General features: G+C 39.5%; 18 protein-coding genes, 11 tRNA genes and 1 rRNA gene. 2 read left to right on the top strand and 28 right to left on the bottom strand.

Annotated features, from left to right (window positions below):
* From EM808_RS22175 to EM808_RS22115, 13 genes are all read right to left on the bottom strand, one after another.
* Nucleotides 1-91: ribosomal RNA gene (locus EM808_RS22175) — 16S ribosomal RNA — on the bottom strand; the annotation flags it as partial.
* A gap of 127 nt (nt 92-218) precedes the next feature.
* A tRNA-Gly gene (locus tag EM808_RS22170) sits at nt 219-292 on the bottom strand.
* Between the two features lie 41 nt (nt 293-333).
* Nucleotides 334-410: transfer RNA gene (locus EM808_RS22165), tRNA-Pro, on the bottom strand.
* Between the two features lie 6 nt (nt 411-416).
* Nucleotides 417-493, bottom strand: a tRNA-Arg gene (locus tag EM808_RS22160).
* A 65-nt stretch (nt 494-558) separates the two neighbouring features.
* Nucleotides 559-643: transfer RNA gene (locus tag EM808_RS22155), tRNA-Leu, on the bottom strand.
* 55 nt (nt 644-698) lie between these two features.
* Nucleotides 699-783 (bottom strand) — tRNA-Leu (locus EM808_RS22150).
* 13 nt (nt 784-796) lie between these two features.
* Nucleotides 797-872: transfer RNA gene (locus EM808_RS22145), tRNA-Lys, on the bottom strand.
* A 5-nt stretch (nt 873-877) separates the two neighbouring features.
* Nucleotides 878-952, bottom strand: a tRNA-Gln gene (locus EM808_RS22140).
* Nucleotides 953-961: 9 nt separating this feature from the next.
* Nucleotides 962-1,037, bottom strand: a tRNA-Asp gene (locus tag EM808_RS22135).
* A gap of 26 nt (nt 1,038-1,063) precedes the next feature.
* Nucleotides 1,064-1,135, bottom strand: a tRNA-Glu gene (locus EM808_RS22130).
* Between the two features lie 13 nt (nt 1,136-1,148).
* A tRNA-Ser gene (locus tag EM808_RS22125) sits at nt 1,149-1,239 on the bottom strand.
* A gap of 7 nt (nt 1,240-1,246) precedes the next feature.
* Nucleotides 1,247-1,321: transfer RNA gene (locus EM808_RS22120), tRNA-Asn, on the bottom strand.
* Between the two features lie 174 nt (nt 1,322-1,495).
* Nucleotides 1,496-1,966, bottom strand: a complete 471-nt coding sequence (locus EM808_RS22115) for a SprT family protein (RefSeq protein WP_127740863.1) — start codon at nt 1,964-1,966, stop codon at nt 1,496-1,498.
* 159 nt (nt 1,967-2,125) lie between these two features.
* On the opposite strand from EM808_RS22115, the gene cmpA reads away from it, so the two are divergent.
* Nucleotides 2,126-2,239, top strand: a complete 114-nt coding sequence (gene cmpA, locus EM808_RS22110; protein WP_127740862.1) for a cortex morphogenetic protein CmpA — start codon at nt 2,126-2,128, stop codon at nt 2,237-2,239.
* Between the two features lie 59 nt (nt 2,240-2,298).
* Here cmpA and EM808_RS22105 read toward each other — a convergent pair whose 3' ends face one another.
* The 14 genes from EM808_RS22105 to acpS all read right to left on the bottom strand — a co-directional run bounded on the left by EM808_RS22105 (nt 2,299) and on the right by acpS (nt 13,404).
* Nucleotides 2,299-4,479, bottom strand: a complete 2,181-nt coding sequence (locus EM808_RS22105) for a Tex family protein (RefSeq protein WP_127740860.1) — start codon at nt 4,477-4,479, stop codon at nt 2,299-2,301.
* 138 nt (nt 4,480-4,617) lie between these two features.
* On the bottom strand, nt 4,618-5,214 hold the full coding sequence (locus EM808_RS22100; protein WP_127740858.1) for a PP2C family serine/threonine-protein phosphatase: 597 nt from the start codon (nt 5,212-5,214) through the stop codon (nt 4,618-4,620).
* Entirely contained in the window at nt 5,211-6,008 is a 798-nt protein-coding gene (sigB, locus tag EM808_RS22095; RefSeq protein ID WP_127740856.1) for an RNA polymerase sigma factor SigB, read from the bottom strand. Before sigB ends, EM808_RS22100 begins: the two co-directional genes overlap by 4 nt.
* Nucleotides 5,986-6,459 carry an anti-sigma B factor RsbW gene (gene rsbW, locus EM808_RS22090; RefSeq protein ID WP_127740854.1) on the bottom strand — a complete coding sequence of 158 codons (474 nt, stop codon included), beginning with the start codon at nt 6,457-6,459 and terminating at the stop codon, nt 5,986-5,988. Before rsbW ends, sigB begins: the two co-directional genes overlap by 23 nt.
* A complete protein-coding gene (locus EM808_RS22085) occupies nt 6,456-6,788 on the bottom strand; it encodes an anti-sigma factor antagonist (RefSeq protein ID WP_127740852.1) in 333 nt (110 codons plus the stop codon). Before EM808_RS22085 ends, rsbW begins: the two co-directional genes overlap by 4 nt.
* A gap of 57 nt (nt 6,789-6,845) precedes the next feature.
* On the bottom strand, nt 6,846-7,856 hold the full coding sequence (locus EM808_RS22080; RefSeq protein WP_127740850.1) for a PP2C family protein-serine/threonine phosphatase: 1,011 nt from the start codon (nt 7,854-7,856) through the stop codon (nt 6,846-6,848).
* 11 nt (nt 7,857-7,867) lie between these two features.
* Complete coding sequence (locus EM808_RS22075; protein WP_127740848.1) at nt 7,868-8,269, bottom strand: anti-sigma regulatory factor; 402 nt, start codon at nt 8,267-8,269, stop codon at nt 7,868-7,870.
* 3 nt (nt 8,270-8,272) lie between these two features.
* Nucleotides 8,273-8,629, bottom strand: a complete 357-nt coding sequence (locus EM808_RS22070) for an STAS domain-containing protein (protein WP_127740846.1) — start codon at nt 8,627-8,629, stop codon at nt 8,273-8,275.
* A 1-nt stretch (nt 8,630) separates the two neighbouring features.
* Entirely contained in the window at nt 8,631-9,449 is an 819-nt protein-coding gene (locus EM808_RS22065) for an STAS domain-containing protein (RefSeq protein ID WP_127740844.1), read from the bottom strand.
* Between the two features lie 279 nt (nt 9,450-9,728).
* On the bottom strand, nt 9,729-10,079 hold the full coding sequence (gene ndoA / locus EM808_RS22060; protein WP_016201246.1) for a type II toxin-antitoxin system endoribonuclease NdoA: 351 nt from the start codon (nt 10,077-10,079) through the stop codon (nt 9,729-9,731).
* A gap of 4 nt (nt 10,080-10,083) precedes the next feature.
* Nucleotides 10,084-10,365, bottom strand: coding sequence for a CopG family ribbon-helix-helix protein (locus EM808_RS22055; protein WP_127740842.1), 282 nt, complete (start codon nt 10,363-10,365; stop codon nt 10,084-10,086).
* Between the two features lie 238 nt (nt 10,366-10,603).
* The gene (gene alr, locus EM808_RS22050) at nt 10,604-11,758 is read right to left on the bottom strand and encodes an alanine racemase (protein ID WP_127740883.1); all 1,155 of its coding nucleotides are present in this window, start codon (nt 11,756-11,758) and stop codon (nt 10,604-10,606) included.
* Between the two features lie 145 nt (nt 11,759-11,903).
* Nucleotides 11,904-12,914 (bottom strand): LolA family protein, encoded by a 1,011-nt coding sequence (locus EM808_RS22045; protein ID WP_127740840.1) that lies wholly within the window; start codon nt 12,912-12,914, stop codon nt 11,904-11,906.
* 139 nt (nt 12,915-13,053) lie between these two features.
* Complete coding sequence (acpS, locus tag EM808_RS22040; RefSeq protein WP_127740838.1) at nt 13,054-13,404, bottom strand: holo-ACP synthase; 351 nt, start codon at nt 13,402-13,404, stop codon at nt 13,054-13,056.
* Between the two features lie 99 nt (nt 13,405-13,503).
* Here acpS and EM808_RS22035 point away from each other — a divergent pair, with 99 nt between their 5' ends.
* Nucleotides 13,504-14,226: a rhomboid family intramembrane serine protease gene (locus EM808_RS22035; RefSeq protein ID WP_127740836.1), complete on the top strand. Its 723-nt coding sequence runs from the start codon at nt 13,504-13,506 to the stop codon at nt 14,224-14,226.
* Between the two features lie 45 nt (nt 14,227-14,271).
* Here EM808_RS22035 and uvsE read toward each other — a convergent pair whose 3' ends face one another.
* The gene (gene uvsE, locus EM808_RS22030; protein WP_127740834.1) at nt 14,272-15,237 is read right to left on the bottom strand and encodes a UV DNA damage repair endonuclease UvsE; all 966 of its coding nucleotides are present in this window, start codon (nt 15,235-15,237) and stop codon (nt 14,272-14,274) included.
* Nucleotides 15,238-15,327 lie beyond the last annotated feature (90 nt).

The following is a 15,327-nucleotide window of genomic DNA, read 5'->3' as shown; positions in this document are numbered from 1 at the left end:
TTAAAAAGCAAGCTTTTTAAGTCCGCTCGACTTGCATGTATTAGGCACGCCGCCAGCGTTCGTCCTGAGCCAGGATCAAACTCTCCGATAAAGAGTAAGATTAGCTCATTGCTAAACTCTAGCTTTTTGTTACTTGTTTTGTTTCTATAACGAAAGTTATAAAAACGATTATTGTTGACGTTTGTTTGTTCAGTTTTCAAAGAGCAATTTAAATTAATTGGAGCGGGTGATGAGAATCGAACTCACGACATCAGCTTGGAAGGCTGAGGTTTTACCATTAAACTACACCCGCAATATTTTTTATTATTATTTGGCTTTCATCCAACTTGATAATGGTCGGGAAGACAGGATTCGAACCTGCGACCCCTTGGTCCCAAACCAAGTGCTCTACCAAGCTGAGCTACTTCCCGTAAATATGGCGCGCCCGAAAGGAGTCGAACCCATAACCTTCTGATCCGTAGTCAGACGCTCTATCCAATTGAGCTACGGGCGCATATCCACGAAAGCGACTTTTATCATCATACAATGTTTATCTTTGGTTGTCAAGAGTTTTTATGATGCGGCCGAGAGGACTTGAACCTCCACGGGGTTAACCCCCCACTAGGCCCTCAACCTAGCGCGTCTGCCATTCCGCCACGACCGCACTATAATAGATAACCTTCATCATACTACACATAAACGTTTTCGTTTAAAATTAATGGTGCGGGTGAAGGGAGTCGAACCCCCACGCCTTGCGGCGCTAGATCCTAAGTCTAGTGCGTCTGCCAATTCCGCCACACCCGCAATATTAAAATAATGGTGAGCCATGCAGGATTCGAACCTGCGACCCTCTGATTAAAAGTCAGATGCTCTACCAACTGAGCTAATGGCTCGCAAATGGCTGGGCTAGCTGGATTCGAACCAACGAGTGACGGAGTCAAAGTCCGTTGCCTTACCGCTTGGCTATAGCCCACCAACAAAATGGCGGTCCCGACGGGAATCGAACCCGCGATCTCCTGCGTGACAGGCAGGCATGTTAACCGCTACACCACGGGACCATTTTGGTTATATAAAATTATTAAAGTGACCCATACGGGATTCGAACCCGTGTTACCGCCGTGAAAGGGCGGTGTCTTAACCGCTTGACCAATGGGCCATCAAAAAAATAATGGCGGAGAAGGAGGGATTTGAACCCTCGCGCCGCTTACGCGACCTACACCCTTAGCAGGGGCGCCTCTTCAGCCTCTTGAGTACTTCCCCGAAACAATGGCTCCGCAGGTAGGATTCGAACCTACGACCGCTCGGTTAACAGCCGAGTGCTCTACCACTGAGCTACTGCGGAATATTTTTAAAAGCTTGTCTTCTAGAGGAAGTCCGTTTCCGTCGTTCTCTCTTGTCGACTCTTTACATTATAGGCAGGTATATATATAAAGTCAAGCATATTTCTAAAGTTTTTTTAAAAAGAATGGAAACATGCCTTTCTTGCATATAAATGCTTATAACAGCTGTCTTTTCTCTAATTATTCCTTGTTTCCTCTAACACTAATTTCCCTCTGCATTTCCCACAAACATACTTTTTAGTATCGACCTTTTTTCTGCGAAGATAAACCTGGTTGCATGATTTACATTTATATATAAGTACTTTTTTCGGTTTACTTGAATTATTTTCGCGGGGCAAGGATGAGCAAAATCGCGGCCCCCCAACACTCTTTAGCAGGTTTTTGAAATCAGCATCCTTGTGTTGATAGCCTCTTTTATTTATATGAAGATGATAATGACAAAGCTCGTGTTTAATAATACCGATTAATTCCTCCAACCCTAATTGGTCAAGGTATTTTCTATTGATCTCAATATTGTGGCTGTTAAGTAAATATCTCCCTCCAGTTGTCCTGAGTCTTGGGTTAAAGGATGCTTTATGAATAAACGGTATTTGAAAATATTGATTTGACACTTCCTCAACTAACAATTGCAGCTCCTGATCTGTCATGATATTCCCTCCTCAACAAGACAAATATTATAGCATATGATGAAGCAAACAAAGAAAAAGTTAGCTCAATTACAATTCCCGCCCTTATAACTAGCTGTCAGCAGTAACCAAGTGCACTTCGAGCCATATAACAGCACATAAAAAAGGGGGTATAAGCTTATGCCTACGTGGCTCCAAAATCAAATTAAAAAAGCGTTTTACGAAAAAAACACCAACCAAGTCAAACTGCTTAACCAATGCTGGTATTACTATAGAAGAAAAAACTGTTCTTAAGGAAAGAAAAACAAAAGACAAAGGAACATATTGTCCTTTGTCTTTTGTTCACTCTAATCTTATTTAGAGCTACTAGGAGGAAGCATCGTTAATGCAACCCGCCCTTTATTATGATCTATACCGTCAACCCATACTGTAACAACATCCCCTACACTCACTATATCCAATGGGTGCTTAACAAATTTATTACTCAGCTTCGATATGTGGACAAGGCCATCCTGCTTTACGCCTATATCAACAAAGGCTCCAAAATCAACTACATTTCTCACAGTACCTTGAAGCTCCATCCCTGCCTTTAAGTCCTCCAGCTTTAATACATCTGTTCTTAGCAAAGGTGCAGCCAACTCATCCCTCGGGTCACGGCTAGGACGCATTAACGCATCCACAATGTCACCTAAAGTCAACATACCAATAGCCAATTCCTCAGAAACCACCTTTATATCAAGACCGCTTAACGCTTCCTTCATTTCAGCTGTTCCGATTTGCTTCGAGTCAAATCCGATTTTTTTCAGCAATGCCTTAACTTCATCATAGTGCTCTGGATGTATTCCTGTTCTGTCTAGCGGTTCATCTCCATCCATTATGCGCAGGAAACCAATTGCCTGTTCATAGGTTTTAGCACCAAGCCTCGGAATTTTCTTAAGCTGCTTCCTGTTTGTGAACTTTCCTTCCTCTTCTCTCTTTTTGACAACATTATTAGCAACAGCCTTTGAGAGACCTGCAACATATTGTAAAAGAGAAGAAGAAGCAGTATTAACATTTACACCGACTTTATTAACGCTTGTTTCAACAACAAAACCAAGAGACTCAGACAGTTTTTTCTGTGAAACGTCATGCTGGTACTGACCGACCCCAACAGACTTAGGATCAATCTTCACAAGCTCAGCCAACGGGTCTTGAAGCCTCCTAGCAATAGATACAGCACTTCTTTCCTCGACTTGAAAATTCGGAAACTCTTCTCTTGCTATTTCTGATGCTGAGTAAACACTTGCGCCTGCCTCATTGACAATTAAATAAAATATTTCCTCGTTTTGTTTTTTAATTTGCTCAGCAACAAATTGCTCTGTTTCTCTCGAAGCAGTTCCATTTCCAACAGCAACCATCTCTATCTTATATTTTGATAATAGATCTTGGAATTTAGCAGCAGCTTCTCTTGTTTTGGAAACAGGCGGATGAGGATAGATAACTCCTATTTCGAGTACCTTTCCAGTTTCGTCCACTACAGCTAATTTACAACCTGTCCGATATGCTGGATCGACACCTAGCACCATCTTGCCTTTTAGTGGCGGCTGAAGCAGCAAGTTTCTAAGATTCTCTGAGAATATATGAATTGCTTGCTCTTCCGCTTTTTCCGTCAGCTCTCCTCTAAGCTCTCTTTCAATCGAGGGCTGAATCAATCTTTTATAGCTGTCTTCAATAGCTGCCTTTATTATGTTATTGGAAGCTGATTCTTCTTTCTTTAACCATTTTTTCTCCAAATAACTAATTACCAAATCAACAGGCGGCTTAATTGAAACTTTTAAGATATCTTCCTTTTCTCCTCGGTTCAGCGCTAATGTACGGTGTGGAACTATTTTATTTAAAGGCTCTTCATATTCATAGTACATCTCATAAACATTCTTTTCATCCTTATCAGCATCCTTCGCGGTTGTTGAAATAAGTCCTGATTGAAACGTTTTGTTTCGAATCCATTTTCTGCCTTCCGCGTCATCAGATACCATCTCTGCAATAATATCTCTTGCCCCTAAAATAGCATCTTCCGCTGACAGTACCTCTTTCTCTTCCGATATGTATTTCGCTGCTTCTTGCTCGATTAGGGAACTGCTATTATGCTCAAGAAGCCATTTAGCGAATGGTTCTAATCCCTTCTCCTTCGCAATAGTAGCCTTTGTTCTTCTCTTAAGCTTATACGGTCGGTATAAATCCTCTACTTCCTGAAGCTTAATAGAGGCTGAGATGCTTTTTCGCAGTTCTTCCGTCAATTTGCCTTGTTCCTCTATCAGCCTTATTACTTCCTCTTTTCTCTGCTCTAAGTTCTGGATATAGTGATAACGGTCCATAATATCCTTTATTTGCACTTCATCCAAAGCTCCTGTTTGTTCTTTACGGTAACGAGCAATGAAAGGAACTGTATTTCCTTCCTCCAATAACGCAAGAACATTAGCGACTTGTTTTTTCGTAACTGATTGCTCCTTCGCAATCATGGATTGATAATCTTCTTTTATTAAAACCTTTTCCATACGAGCTACCACAGTCCTTCCTAATATGTATCAAAGAGAGTTGCTTCTTTCATATTACTATATATCACTTGAAATTATCTAACACTACTATCCATATTAAGGGATAATTATCGCTATAAAGACAAAAAAAAGCTTACATTATAGCAAGCTTCCCACAATAAAGGTAGAATCATCATCTGAATTATTATATTTTTCCGCAATTGTTTCTGCAATATTCCGTAACGGACTAAAGCCCTTCAACAAATCCTTAACCCCTTGAATATTATATCCATCTGAGTGAACAAGAAATTTCGAATGAGCTTCATAAGCAAATGTTTGAGTATTATAAACTTGTGGTCTTCCTGAAAGATAGCCTGTGACTGGAAGCGGATATGTGAGCTTTCCACTGGACGTGTACAGAAAGAAGCGAATATTTCCAACACAGCTGTACTTAATGCTTTTTATAGCATAATCCACCTTAAACACACACACAGCAGCACCTCTTTTCTTTACGAGGACCTTGTTTGCTAGCTCCATCAATTCCTCCACATCTGCAGTATGATTATTTCTAATCACATCTGCTACAGCTTCGGATGATTCATTAGCATATTCTCCGCTCCCTAAACCATCTGCCAACACACAAATAAAGTATTCTTCTGTCGATAGAAAAAAATAGCTGTCACCACATAATGTTTTTCCTTGCTTATTCGTCTGATGTGCTAAAACTTGAATATTGGAGTCAGCTAAAGCTGTCATAGAATAAACTCCGAATTGCTGGACTCAGCATGAATTGCTTCTTGGAGCTTCTTAATTGCCCTTCTTTGCAGTCTAGAGACATGCATTTGGGAGATCCCGAGCTTGTCGCCAGCTTCTTTTTGGCTCATATTATCCAAGTATGTATATTGAATGATGCTCTTTTCTCTTTCACTCAATACATGAAGCACTTTTTCGAGCACGAGCTTTTGATTAACACGCTCAAAGCCTTTATCAACATCCCCAACAATATCAAGCAATGTCACCGTTCCGCCTTCAGAATCCGCTTCGATAGAATGATCGACAGATAAAGCTTGATAGCTTTTGCCCATCTCCATTGCTTCTAGCACTTCTTCTTCAGATACTTCAAGATAATCGGCAATTTCGTTTACCTTTGGTGATCTTTGCAATTCAGTTGTTAAATGTTCTACAGTTTTCTTTATTTTCGGACCAATCTCTTTTATTCTTCTAGGAACATGAACACTCCATGTCTTATCTCGCAGGAATCTCTTTATTTCACCAATGATTGTCGGCACTGCAAATGCTTCAAAGCTTTTTCCAAAACTTTCGTCATATCTTCGGATAGCTCCAAGCAGTCCGATTATACCAACCTGGCTGATATCTTCATGGAACATCTTGCCCTTCGAGTACTTTCTTGCAAGCACCTCTACTAAGTCTCGATAGTTCATCACCAAAATATTCTGAGCTTCCTCATCCTGATCATTCTGGTATTTCTTAATAAGTTCATTAACTTCTTCTTTAGTTAATTGGCGCTTAGGTTGAGATTGTTTCGGCATCACTCTCCACCTGCTCTCCTTCAAGGTATTTCGTCATCAAGACTGTAACACCGTCATTATGATGAATTTTCACTTCGTCCATTAGTGTTTCAATCAGATAGAGTCCAAGGCCTCCTTCTCGAAGGAACTCAATCGACTCATCTTGATCGTATGGACCAATTTCTTTCGTTGTGCTGTCAAAGTCAAAGCTTTTTCCATTATCCGCAACAATAACCTCCAAACGGTCATTATACAAACGGAAGCCAATCAGCACTTCTCCTGCCTCTTTGTTTTTATAGGCATGCTGTACTGCATTCGTACAAGCTTCACTTGTAGCGATTTTTAAATCCTCAATTTCATCATAGCTGAATCCCATTCTGCTTGCGATTCCGGAAAGGGTTAACCGGATGATACCTACATACTCTGGTTTAGAAGGGATCTTCATTTCGATATATTCAAAATGCTGACTCATTTAATCCCACCTTCAATCTTACTGTTTATGTTGATAATATCTGCCAAACCTGTGATTTCAAACAGCCTGATTAATCGTTCAGATAAACCGATTAGCTTAAACTCCCCGTCGTGTGAACGGACATTTTTAAAGAGTCCCACAAACACACCAAGGCCTGTGCTGTCCATATAATTCACATCTGATAAATCTATAGTCATCCTTACACCGTCTTTTTCAGAGAAGGAATAAATTCTTTCTTTTAATTTAGGTGCTGTATATGCGTCAATTTCACCAGCAACTTTAATCTCCACATCTAACTCTTTTTCGTTTACATCTATTACAATATTCATTAACGACCCACCTTTAACATTCTAATGTCTTAGATAAATACCCCATGCGCAGAAGGTTTAAACTTCTCTTTTAAAAATAATTAAAGTAAAATCATCTCTTAGCTGAAAATCCTGTATTTTCACTAGTTCTTTATAGACATTGTCAACAATTTCCTGCGCCTTCAAGTGAATATGTTTTTTTATGTAACCGATTAAAGTTTCCTTTTCTATAAAACCTTCTTCTGTCCTGCACTCAGTTACACCATCTGACATAAGGATAATCATATCACCTATGTCCATTTCTTTTTTGAACTGTTTATATTCGGCTTTTTTATCAACACCTAAAAGAAGTCCTTTTGCCTCTAAATCACTGAATTCCTCGGTTTTAGCTTCAAAAAAAAGTCCTGGCTCATGACCTGCAGAAGCATAATGAAAAATATGCGTTTGCATTTCATAAACACCATAAAACATTGTAATGAACATGCTTGGATCAACATTTTGCTCGACTACACGATTCAGATTTCCCAACACCTTGGCAGGAATATTGCGATTTTCCGGCAGACTGTCCATTGCGTATTTAATCATAGACATGCAAAGTGCCGCAGGGATACCTTTGCCGATAACATCGGCAATCGCAATATTAATATACTTATCCTCATCCTGTACAAAGTGATGATAATCACCATTCATCATTTTAGCAGGAACACTTATTGCACCTATATCAATGCTTTCCACATTCGGTATCTCCGTACTCAGCAATGTCTGCTGAACATTAGAGGCAATCTCCATCTCACTTCTTAACTCCTGCTGGACATGACGGAGGCTTTGGTGCTCTCTATAGGCAAGACCATAGCCCATCATGACCTCCAGCAATATATCAAAGGATTTGACTACATGCTCCGGTAAATCCGGATAAAGATCAATCATTAAGTACTTATGTAAGCTAATGATATCTTCTGGTGAAATTTTATGTTCAATTGATTTCCTGCTGAACTTCTGCCCTTGATAAAGGGCTTGCTCAGATTCGTCTTTAATGTAACTGACAAGAAGATCTCGATATTTAGAATCCATCATTTCACGGAAGTCCATGGTCTCCCCCCTTATCTGAGCCACTTAATCGCTTGAATATCTGTTCCCTTCCCGACTTCTGTTTCAATTTGGAACTCATCCATCAGCCTTTTTACTCCAGGCAAACCAGCACCTAAGCCACCTGATGTAGAGAATCCGTCCTGCATGACCTGTCGCAAATCTTTAATGCCAGGACCACTGTCCACTGCACTTAATTTTAGGCCAAGCTTACCACTTTCAGAAAGCTTACTTATACATATTTGACCCTGGCCGGCATACAAATATATGTTTCTAGCTAGCTCACTAATAGCCGTAGTTATTCTCGCCTGATCTACGGTACCGAACCCTAGCTCTTTTGCTACATTTCTTCCTAATTGACGAGCAGCTACAATGTCCCACTCGTTAACAATCTTTACGCAGGATTGGTCTCCCATAGGTCAATCCCCCAATTCCTGTTGTAATTTCTCCAAACCTTTTTCTAGATCTAGGGCAGTCAATACATCATTTAGACTAATCCCAAGTTCTACTAATGTAATTGCAACAGCAGGTTGAATTCCAGTAAGAACAACCTTAGCACCCATCAGCTTAGACATGCCGATAACGTCACCTAGTACCTTTGCAATAAATGAATCGATAAAATCAATCGAAGTTAAATCGATTACAACACCATTTGCACTTGTTTCATGGATTTTGTTCAGCAAGTCCTCCTGAAACTGAAGAGCTGTTTGGTCATCTAATTCCCATTGAATAGAAACAAGCAAACAATCATGCAGCTTTAATATTGGTATTCTCACCTTATTCACCAATCCCAACCAACTTTCTGTTTGTATATTCCAAAGCCTTTTCCATGCCTTTTTTTAATGTGTTTTTTGTTTCAATTTGATCTAATTTAATGCCGAGATTAACAATGGTTTGCGCAATCTCTGGTCTTATACCAACAAGCATGCTTTTTGCCCCAACTAAACGAACAGCTTGAACTGCTTGAATGATGTGATGGGCAACCATCGTATCCACGACAGGAACGCCTGTAATATCTATAAGCACTACCACTGAACGATGCTTTACTACACCGTGGAGCAAATTCTCCATAATTTGTTTTGCTCGCTGTGTATCAATAGTACCAACAAGCGGCATTATCGTAATTCCGTCGAATACAGGGATTAATGGTGCAGACAATTCCTGTAATGCTATTTTTTGCAAGGAAAAGGTCCTCTCCCACGTATCGGAATATACTTCGACAATCCTTTGGCAGAGTGGATGAAGCCATTCATTCAAGACTTCCACCTGCTTGTAAACATCTTCTGTACCCGGCGCTTTTATTTTCAGGTGATCCAGAATTACCTGTTCAAGCACCTGTATCCCCCGCACTAAAAAACTAAGCGGCCAATTATAACTGACAGCCTTTTCGATAAAAACAGGAAGATTGACATATCGCTCAGCACTTGAGGAATCCCCAAGAAGCAGGTTAGTAAATTCTTGACCCATCAAAAAAAAATCATTGTCGGAGATGATTTCGTGTAACTTCTTATCACCAGTCTCCTGTAACTTGTTCAGCCAGTCAGAATGAATTTCTTTATGATTAGATTTCAAATAATCTATTAGTTCTTTTTTCAAGGTTCATCCTCCATTTTAACATATTTGGACGATAGTAATGGGGGTTTTTGCATATCAATCATTAGCAAATTTTTCATTACTAATCCCAAGGACTGCAGATGTACCATTTTCATCATACTTTATTTTAAAGCGCTAATTACCGCTCCACACATCATTTGAAAAAGTCTATTTGACTTTTCTATTTACCCTTTATGTATTTTTCTAAACCTATTTTCTTAAAATACTTCGATTTTAACACAAAAAAAAATACGCTCTTAAAAAAGAGCGCAACTATCCCTATTAAAATTCAATGAGACCCAAGCTTATTTGCAGAGCTTCATCTACTTTTTCCATCATTTCTTCATCAAGATGGGTGATTTTGTCCGTTAACCTCTGTTTATCTATCGTGCGAATTTGTTCCAAAAGAATTACTGAATCTCTCTCAAAACCATAGCGCTTCGCGTCAATTTCCACATGAGTCGGCAATTTAGCCTTTTGTATTTGAGCCGTAATTGCTGCAATAATGACTGTGGGACTGAACCGATTCCCGATGTCGTTTTGAATGACAAGTACAGGACGGACACCGCCTTGCTCTGAGCCAACAACTGGGGATAGGTCTGCAAAATAAACGTCACCACGTTTGACAATCAAAGGATTATCCTCCGCTAACTAGACGTTCTACTGTATGCTCTGCCTCATATTCTGCTAGAAAGCTTTCAGATGCAATGGATAAATTTAATTTTGCCATCTCCATGTAACCTCTTCTCATTGATTCGCGGATATGTCTCTTTTTCCGTTCTCTAAGGTACATTTTCGTTGCTTGATAAATAAATTCACTACGATTCACATTTTCTTGCTTTACGAAGCCGTCCAATTCAGATAATAAATGCTTTGGTAATTTTATCATGATCTCTGTCGTTGCGCTGGATTCAGACACAAACATACACCTCCACCATCACTACACACCATTTTTAGCTCTGTTTTTTTAATCATACCATTAATAACCCAATCTGCAAAGTCCATTCAGCAATTCTAATGTATTATCCGCCAAAAAATATAGGTTTTATGCATCTCTTGCGAATAAAGTTTAGACATTTATATTTTTTTTGTCACCAGCACATAAGGAAACCCGGCAGCCTTTATTATCCTATTCTGCCTCAAGTCACTACATTACTTTAATTTAGAAGGTTATTCACAACGCTTTCCACTGCTCCATCCTTGAGATAGACTCTCGGAACCCTATGCGCAATGGTACAGGTTACTTCATAATTAATCGTATCAAGCTTTTTGGCAATCTCATTAACGGAAATGCACTGTTCCTGCTGCGTTCCTATTAATGTAACCTTCGTTCCAACCGCTATTTCATGAGGCAGCCTTATCATACACTGGTCCATACAAACTCTTCCTACAATTGGAACCCTCACTCCATTTACAAGAACCTCTTGGCCTTGCAGCTTTCTAAGCCAGCCATCTGCATAACCGATTGGCAATGTTGCTATCCACTCGTCTTCCTTTGCTTCATATGTGGCACCATAGCTTACTTTATCTCCTTTATGAAGCTTCTTTACTTGCACAATTTTTGTATGAAGTGAAAATGCTTCTTTTAATGAAAATGGCAGCATTTCTTTAATTTCCATGGAAGGAGTCAAACCATACATGGCAATTCCCAGCCGTACTCCATTGAAAGCAAGCTCTGGGTAAAGCAGTCCTGCCGCACTGTTGCTGCAATGTATAATAGGAGGCTTGGTTTTAAAGGAAGCTAATATGTCCGCAAATTTCTTTGCCTGTTCATTCAAATAGCTGGAATTTTTCTCATCTGCTGTTGCAAAATGAGTATAAATTCCTTCCAAGACGAATTCTTGATGACACATGAGGAATTCCTCTATTTCTTTGACTTCCTGTTCTTTTCTAATCCCTAATCTCCCCATGCCTGAGTCGATTTTAACATGGATTTTTATCTTGTTTCCTTGCAGATGCTCTGTCGCTCTTGTTAACCATTCTACGTCAAAAACGGTTAAAATAATGTCTTGTTTAGCAGCTACGAGAATATCAGCCGGCCTGCTTGCTCCAAGCACCAATATCGGTGCATGGATACCTGCATTTCTTAAAGCAAGTGCCTCATCCAAAAATGCTACGGCCAAATAATCTGCACCTGCAAGAAGAGCAGTGCGAGCTACCTCTATTGCCCCATGGCCGTAACCATTTGCCTTCACGACTGCAAATAGCTTGCTGGCTTCCGCCATCCTGCTTCTCATATTTTTTACATTCTCTTCTATATCGTCTAAATTTATTTCTGCCCAAGTATCACGATAATACTCATTCTCTAGCATCAATGCTGACCTTCCTTCTCTCTTAACACGAAGTATGATAATTAATTATTCTATTGTTAGTTTTGCTTGTCAATAAATCAACAATAGAATAGACCAGACGTAACGAAAAAACAGCCGAGTGTGGTACCCACTCGGCTGTTTTTTCTTATTTAATTGCTTCTCCTTGTACTGAACGTGCTATTTCGGCCATTTCAGCCTCTTCTAGCTCTGTCGAAGCGATAATATAATCTACCCCTTCATAAGTCCAAGAGAGTTTATTATTGGAAAGCGCGCCGATTGCAAAACCTAAATCAACAGGATTTCCTGTCATATTAATTGGTCCTGCAGTTGCTGGTGCTACTTCTGCTTTTTCTTGAATAATGGTGTATGATTTTTGTCCGTCATACGTCAATACTATCCGTTCTCCATCTTCAGTTGCGACCTTTTTCTCCTCTACAAGGCTTGCTCCAAGTAAAGTTTCTGGATATTTGACAGAGAATGAATCATCTCCATCCACTTCAGCCATTACAGGTACTGCAAGCTTTGCTGCAGTCATGCTCTTCTGCAAATCAAAATCAGCTTTGTCAAAGTTAACGTCAAATTTCACGTTGGAGAATTTGACAGTGACAAGTGCTTTCCCATCTGTATCCTTTACCTTCACACTGACAGGTGAAAGATCCTTTTTATTTAAAGTAATTTCCTGTGTAGGAAGCATCTTATTGTTTTGATATCTTGTCTTTGTTTCGAATACATAATATTTATCTGTAGAGGAGAATTTAGCATCCTTGTCTTCCTCAATATCCTTCACTAAGGACTCATAAAGATATGCTTGGCTGCTGTTTTCTGGCCAATCACTTTGAAACTTGAAGCTTTTATTTAATGCCGGCGTTAACACGTACACGCCTTCATCATTTCTTAAGATCATCTGGCTTTGATCTTTTTTCGCATTTTTTAAGTTCACCCTGTAATACGAGGGATCCTTATGCCAGATTTGAACATCATAGGTTTGAGGCTCTGTCCCCATTTGCAAGGTCATTTCAGCATCTGCCTTATAACCTTTTGTGGCAACCTTCTCGTCCAGATCCTTCAGGACATCTTCCTTAGATTTTGTTCCACAGGCAGTTAACATTACCATGACCGCTAGCCCCACAAATAGCAACCATAACTTCTTGTTCATCTTTTCAACTCCCTTATTCTCATTTCATCGATTAAGGAAAACAAGCCTAAAATTGCTGAACTCGTCTCCTATTGCTCTATGAATATATGAGACAACCTAAGGGATTATGCTTAACCAACAGAAACAAGCTCTTCATTTTTTATTCTTCTATCACCACTTGGGCAAATGCATAATTACTGCTATGTGTAATAGAAAGGTGAACACCGTCCGCATAAGGCTTGTTTATATAAGGCTTACCTTTCTCATCTTGTCCAACTTCTATATCTAGAAAACTAAGCCCTTTGCCAATGCCAGTTCCAACTGCTTTTGAAAAAGCCTCCTTTGCCGCAAATCTTCCAGCCAAAAACTCTAGCTTTCTTTTCCTTTGTAATTTTTCATATTTTTCCAATTCTCGTTCTGTTAATATTCTGTCAGCAAAGTGCGGCTTCCGTTCGAGCAGCTCTCCTATTCTGTTTAATTCCACTATATCTATCCCTATCCCCTTTATCATCAGGACACATCCTTCTAAATTCTTTTTTCTTGCATAAATTATTTGTATCTTACCCTGGCCATTAGCTATTATGAAACTAAGTAAAAAGGAGGTTTTTTATTGTTTACAAGAAGAGAAAGCTTTAAAGAGTATATTACTTTCTATCCTATTGTGTCTCTTATCCTGCTGGTTAACTTGCTTGTATACTTAGCAACATTTCTACCTGTTTTGCCGAATCAGCTTATTACAGAATCAATGGTTGGTGTGAATCTCTATATTGTGCAAGGTGAATGGTGGAGACTGATTACACCAATCTTTCTTCATACCGGCTTTTCCCATTTTTTATTTAACTGCTTCAGTATCTTTCTTTTTGGACCAGCTCTAGAGCGTGCCCTCGGTAAACCGAAGTTTCTGGCAGTATATTTGTTCACAGGTATTCTGGCTAATATCGCTACTCTTGTAACAGAACCGCTGACCTTTTCCCATCTCGGGGCAAGCGGCAGCATTTTCGGCATGTTCGGCTACTATATTGCTTTAATAGTATTCCGCAAGGATATTATATCAAGGAATAATTCACAAGTAATCGGAACAATTGCCGCATTGAGCTTGATTATGACCTTTATCCAGCCCAATATCAATATTGGCGCCCATCTATTTGGCTTCTTATTCGGAGTCGCAGCAGGAAGCCTGTTAGAAGCAAAGGGAAAAAAAATCATCCCTTCTTATAAGGAAGAGTTTCTGCAATTGAGGGGAAGAATTCGTTCAAACAGAAAACCGCCAGCAAAGACGCTGACGATTTGGGCAATTATTATAGCACTTGCTTTAATTGGCCTTTTCCGTTAACTATAAATGCATTGCCCTTTTTCTTATGTAACCAGTACTCTGCCCTTACTTTAAGGTAAAGGTTGATTGGTCGTTAAATTCCGCCCTCCCTGTTTTTTGGAGGTCTTTTGCTAACTGAAAAAGGGCATTGTCCTTCGCTTTTGCTTCTATCATGCAATGAATTTCCGGCAGTGTACCATTTACAGTCTCCAAAAACCGCATAAACATATCCACATCTATATATTCAGCATGTGCCCGAAATTCTGTTTCAGAGCGCGGACTCGAAATATGCATCTTTAGCGGCAGCGGAGAGTTCTCCCAAGTAGCAGTCATCCTTGGCCATTGCTCCTCCCATTGATTGTCCTCATTATTAGCAAGATGATGATGTAAATCAAATACAAACGGTACTCCCAGTTTTTCACATAAATACAGAGTGTCATTGACAGTAAAGGTAGTATCATCATTTTCTAGGATAATCATTCTTTGCAGCTTTTCAGGAACAAATCCCCAATTGGTAATAAACTGCTCAAGAGCTCCTTCCTTATCATCATGCGCTCCTCCGACATGTAGCACACATCTGTGTTCTGTATCAATTTTCATCCCCTTAAGCAGCCGCTCATGAACAGACAGGGTTTTAAGAGAGGCTTTCAAAATATCTGCATTTGCATTGTTCAAAACAACAAAGTGATCTGGATGAAAATCTACCCGCATGGAATGCTTTTTCACCCACTCTCCCAACATCAATAAATTTTCCTTTAACGGACGCATAAAGTTCCAGCCCTGAAGCTCTGGATGGTTCGCTAAGGGAATTAACTTAGAGCTGAATCGGAAGAAATGAATATCATTACCTGTATTATGCTTTAAAAGCCTTAAGCAATTTTCTAAATTACTTATAGAAATTCTTTCAAGCTTTCGGATAGCAGCCTCCCTATTTGCAATCTGAGAAAATTGTTTATATGTCATTGTTTGAGATGGAGATGCATTTTGCAGATTTTGACTCATTGCCACATACCCTAATTTAAATATAGTCAATTGGCTAACACCCTTCCTCATAAGCCTTTTACTTAGTATGCACCAGAAAAAACATAAAAACCCCCTATGAAAAAGCCTTCATAGGGGGAA

This window comes from Niallia taxi (assembly GCF_004005475.1).
Classification (GTDB): domain Bacteria; phylum Bacillota; class Bacilli; order Bacillales; family Cytobacillaceae; genus Niallia; species Niallia taxi.
This window is presented reverse-complemented; position numbering and strand designations above follow the sequence as displayed.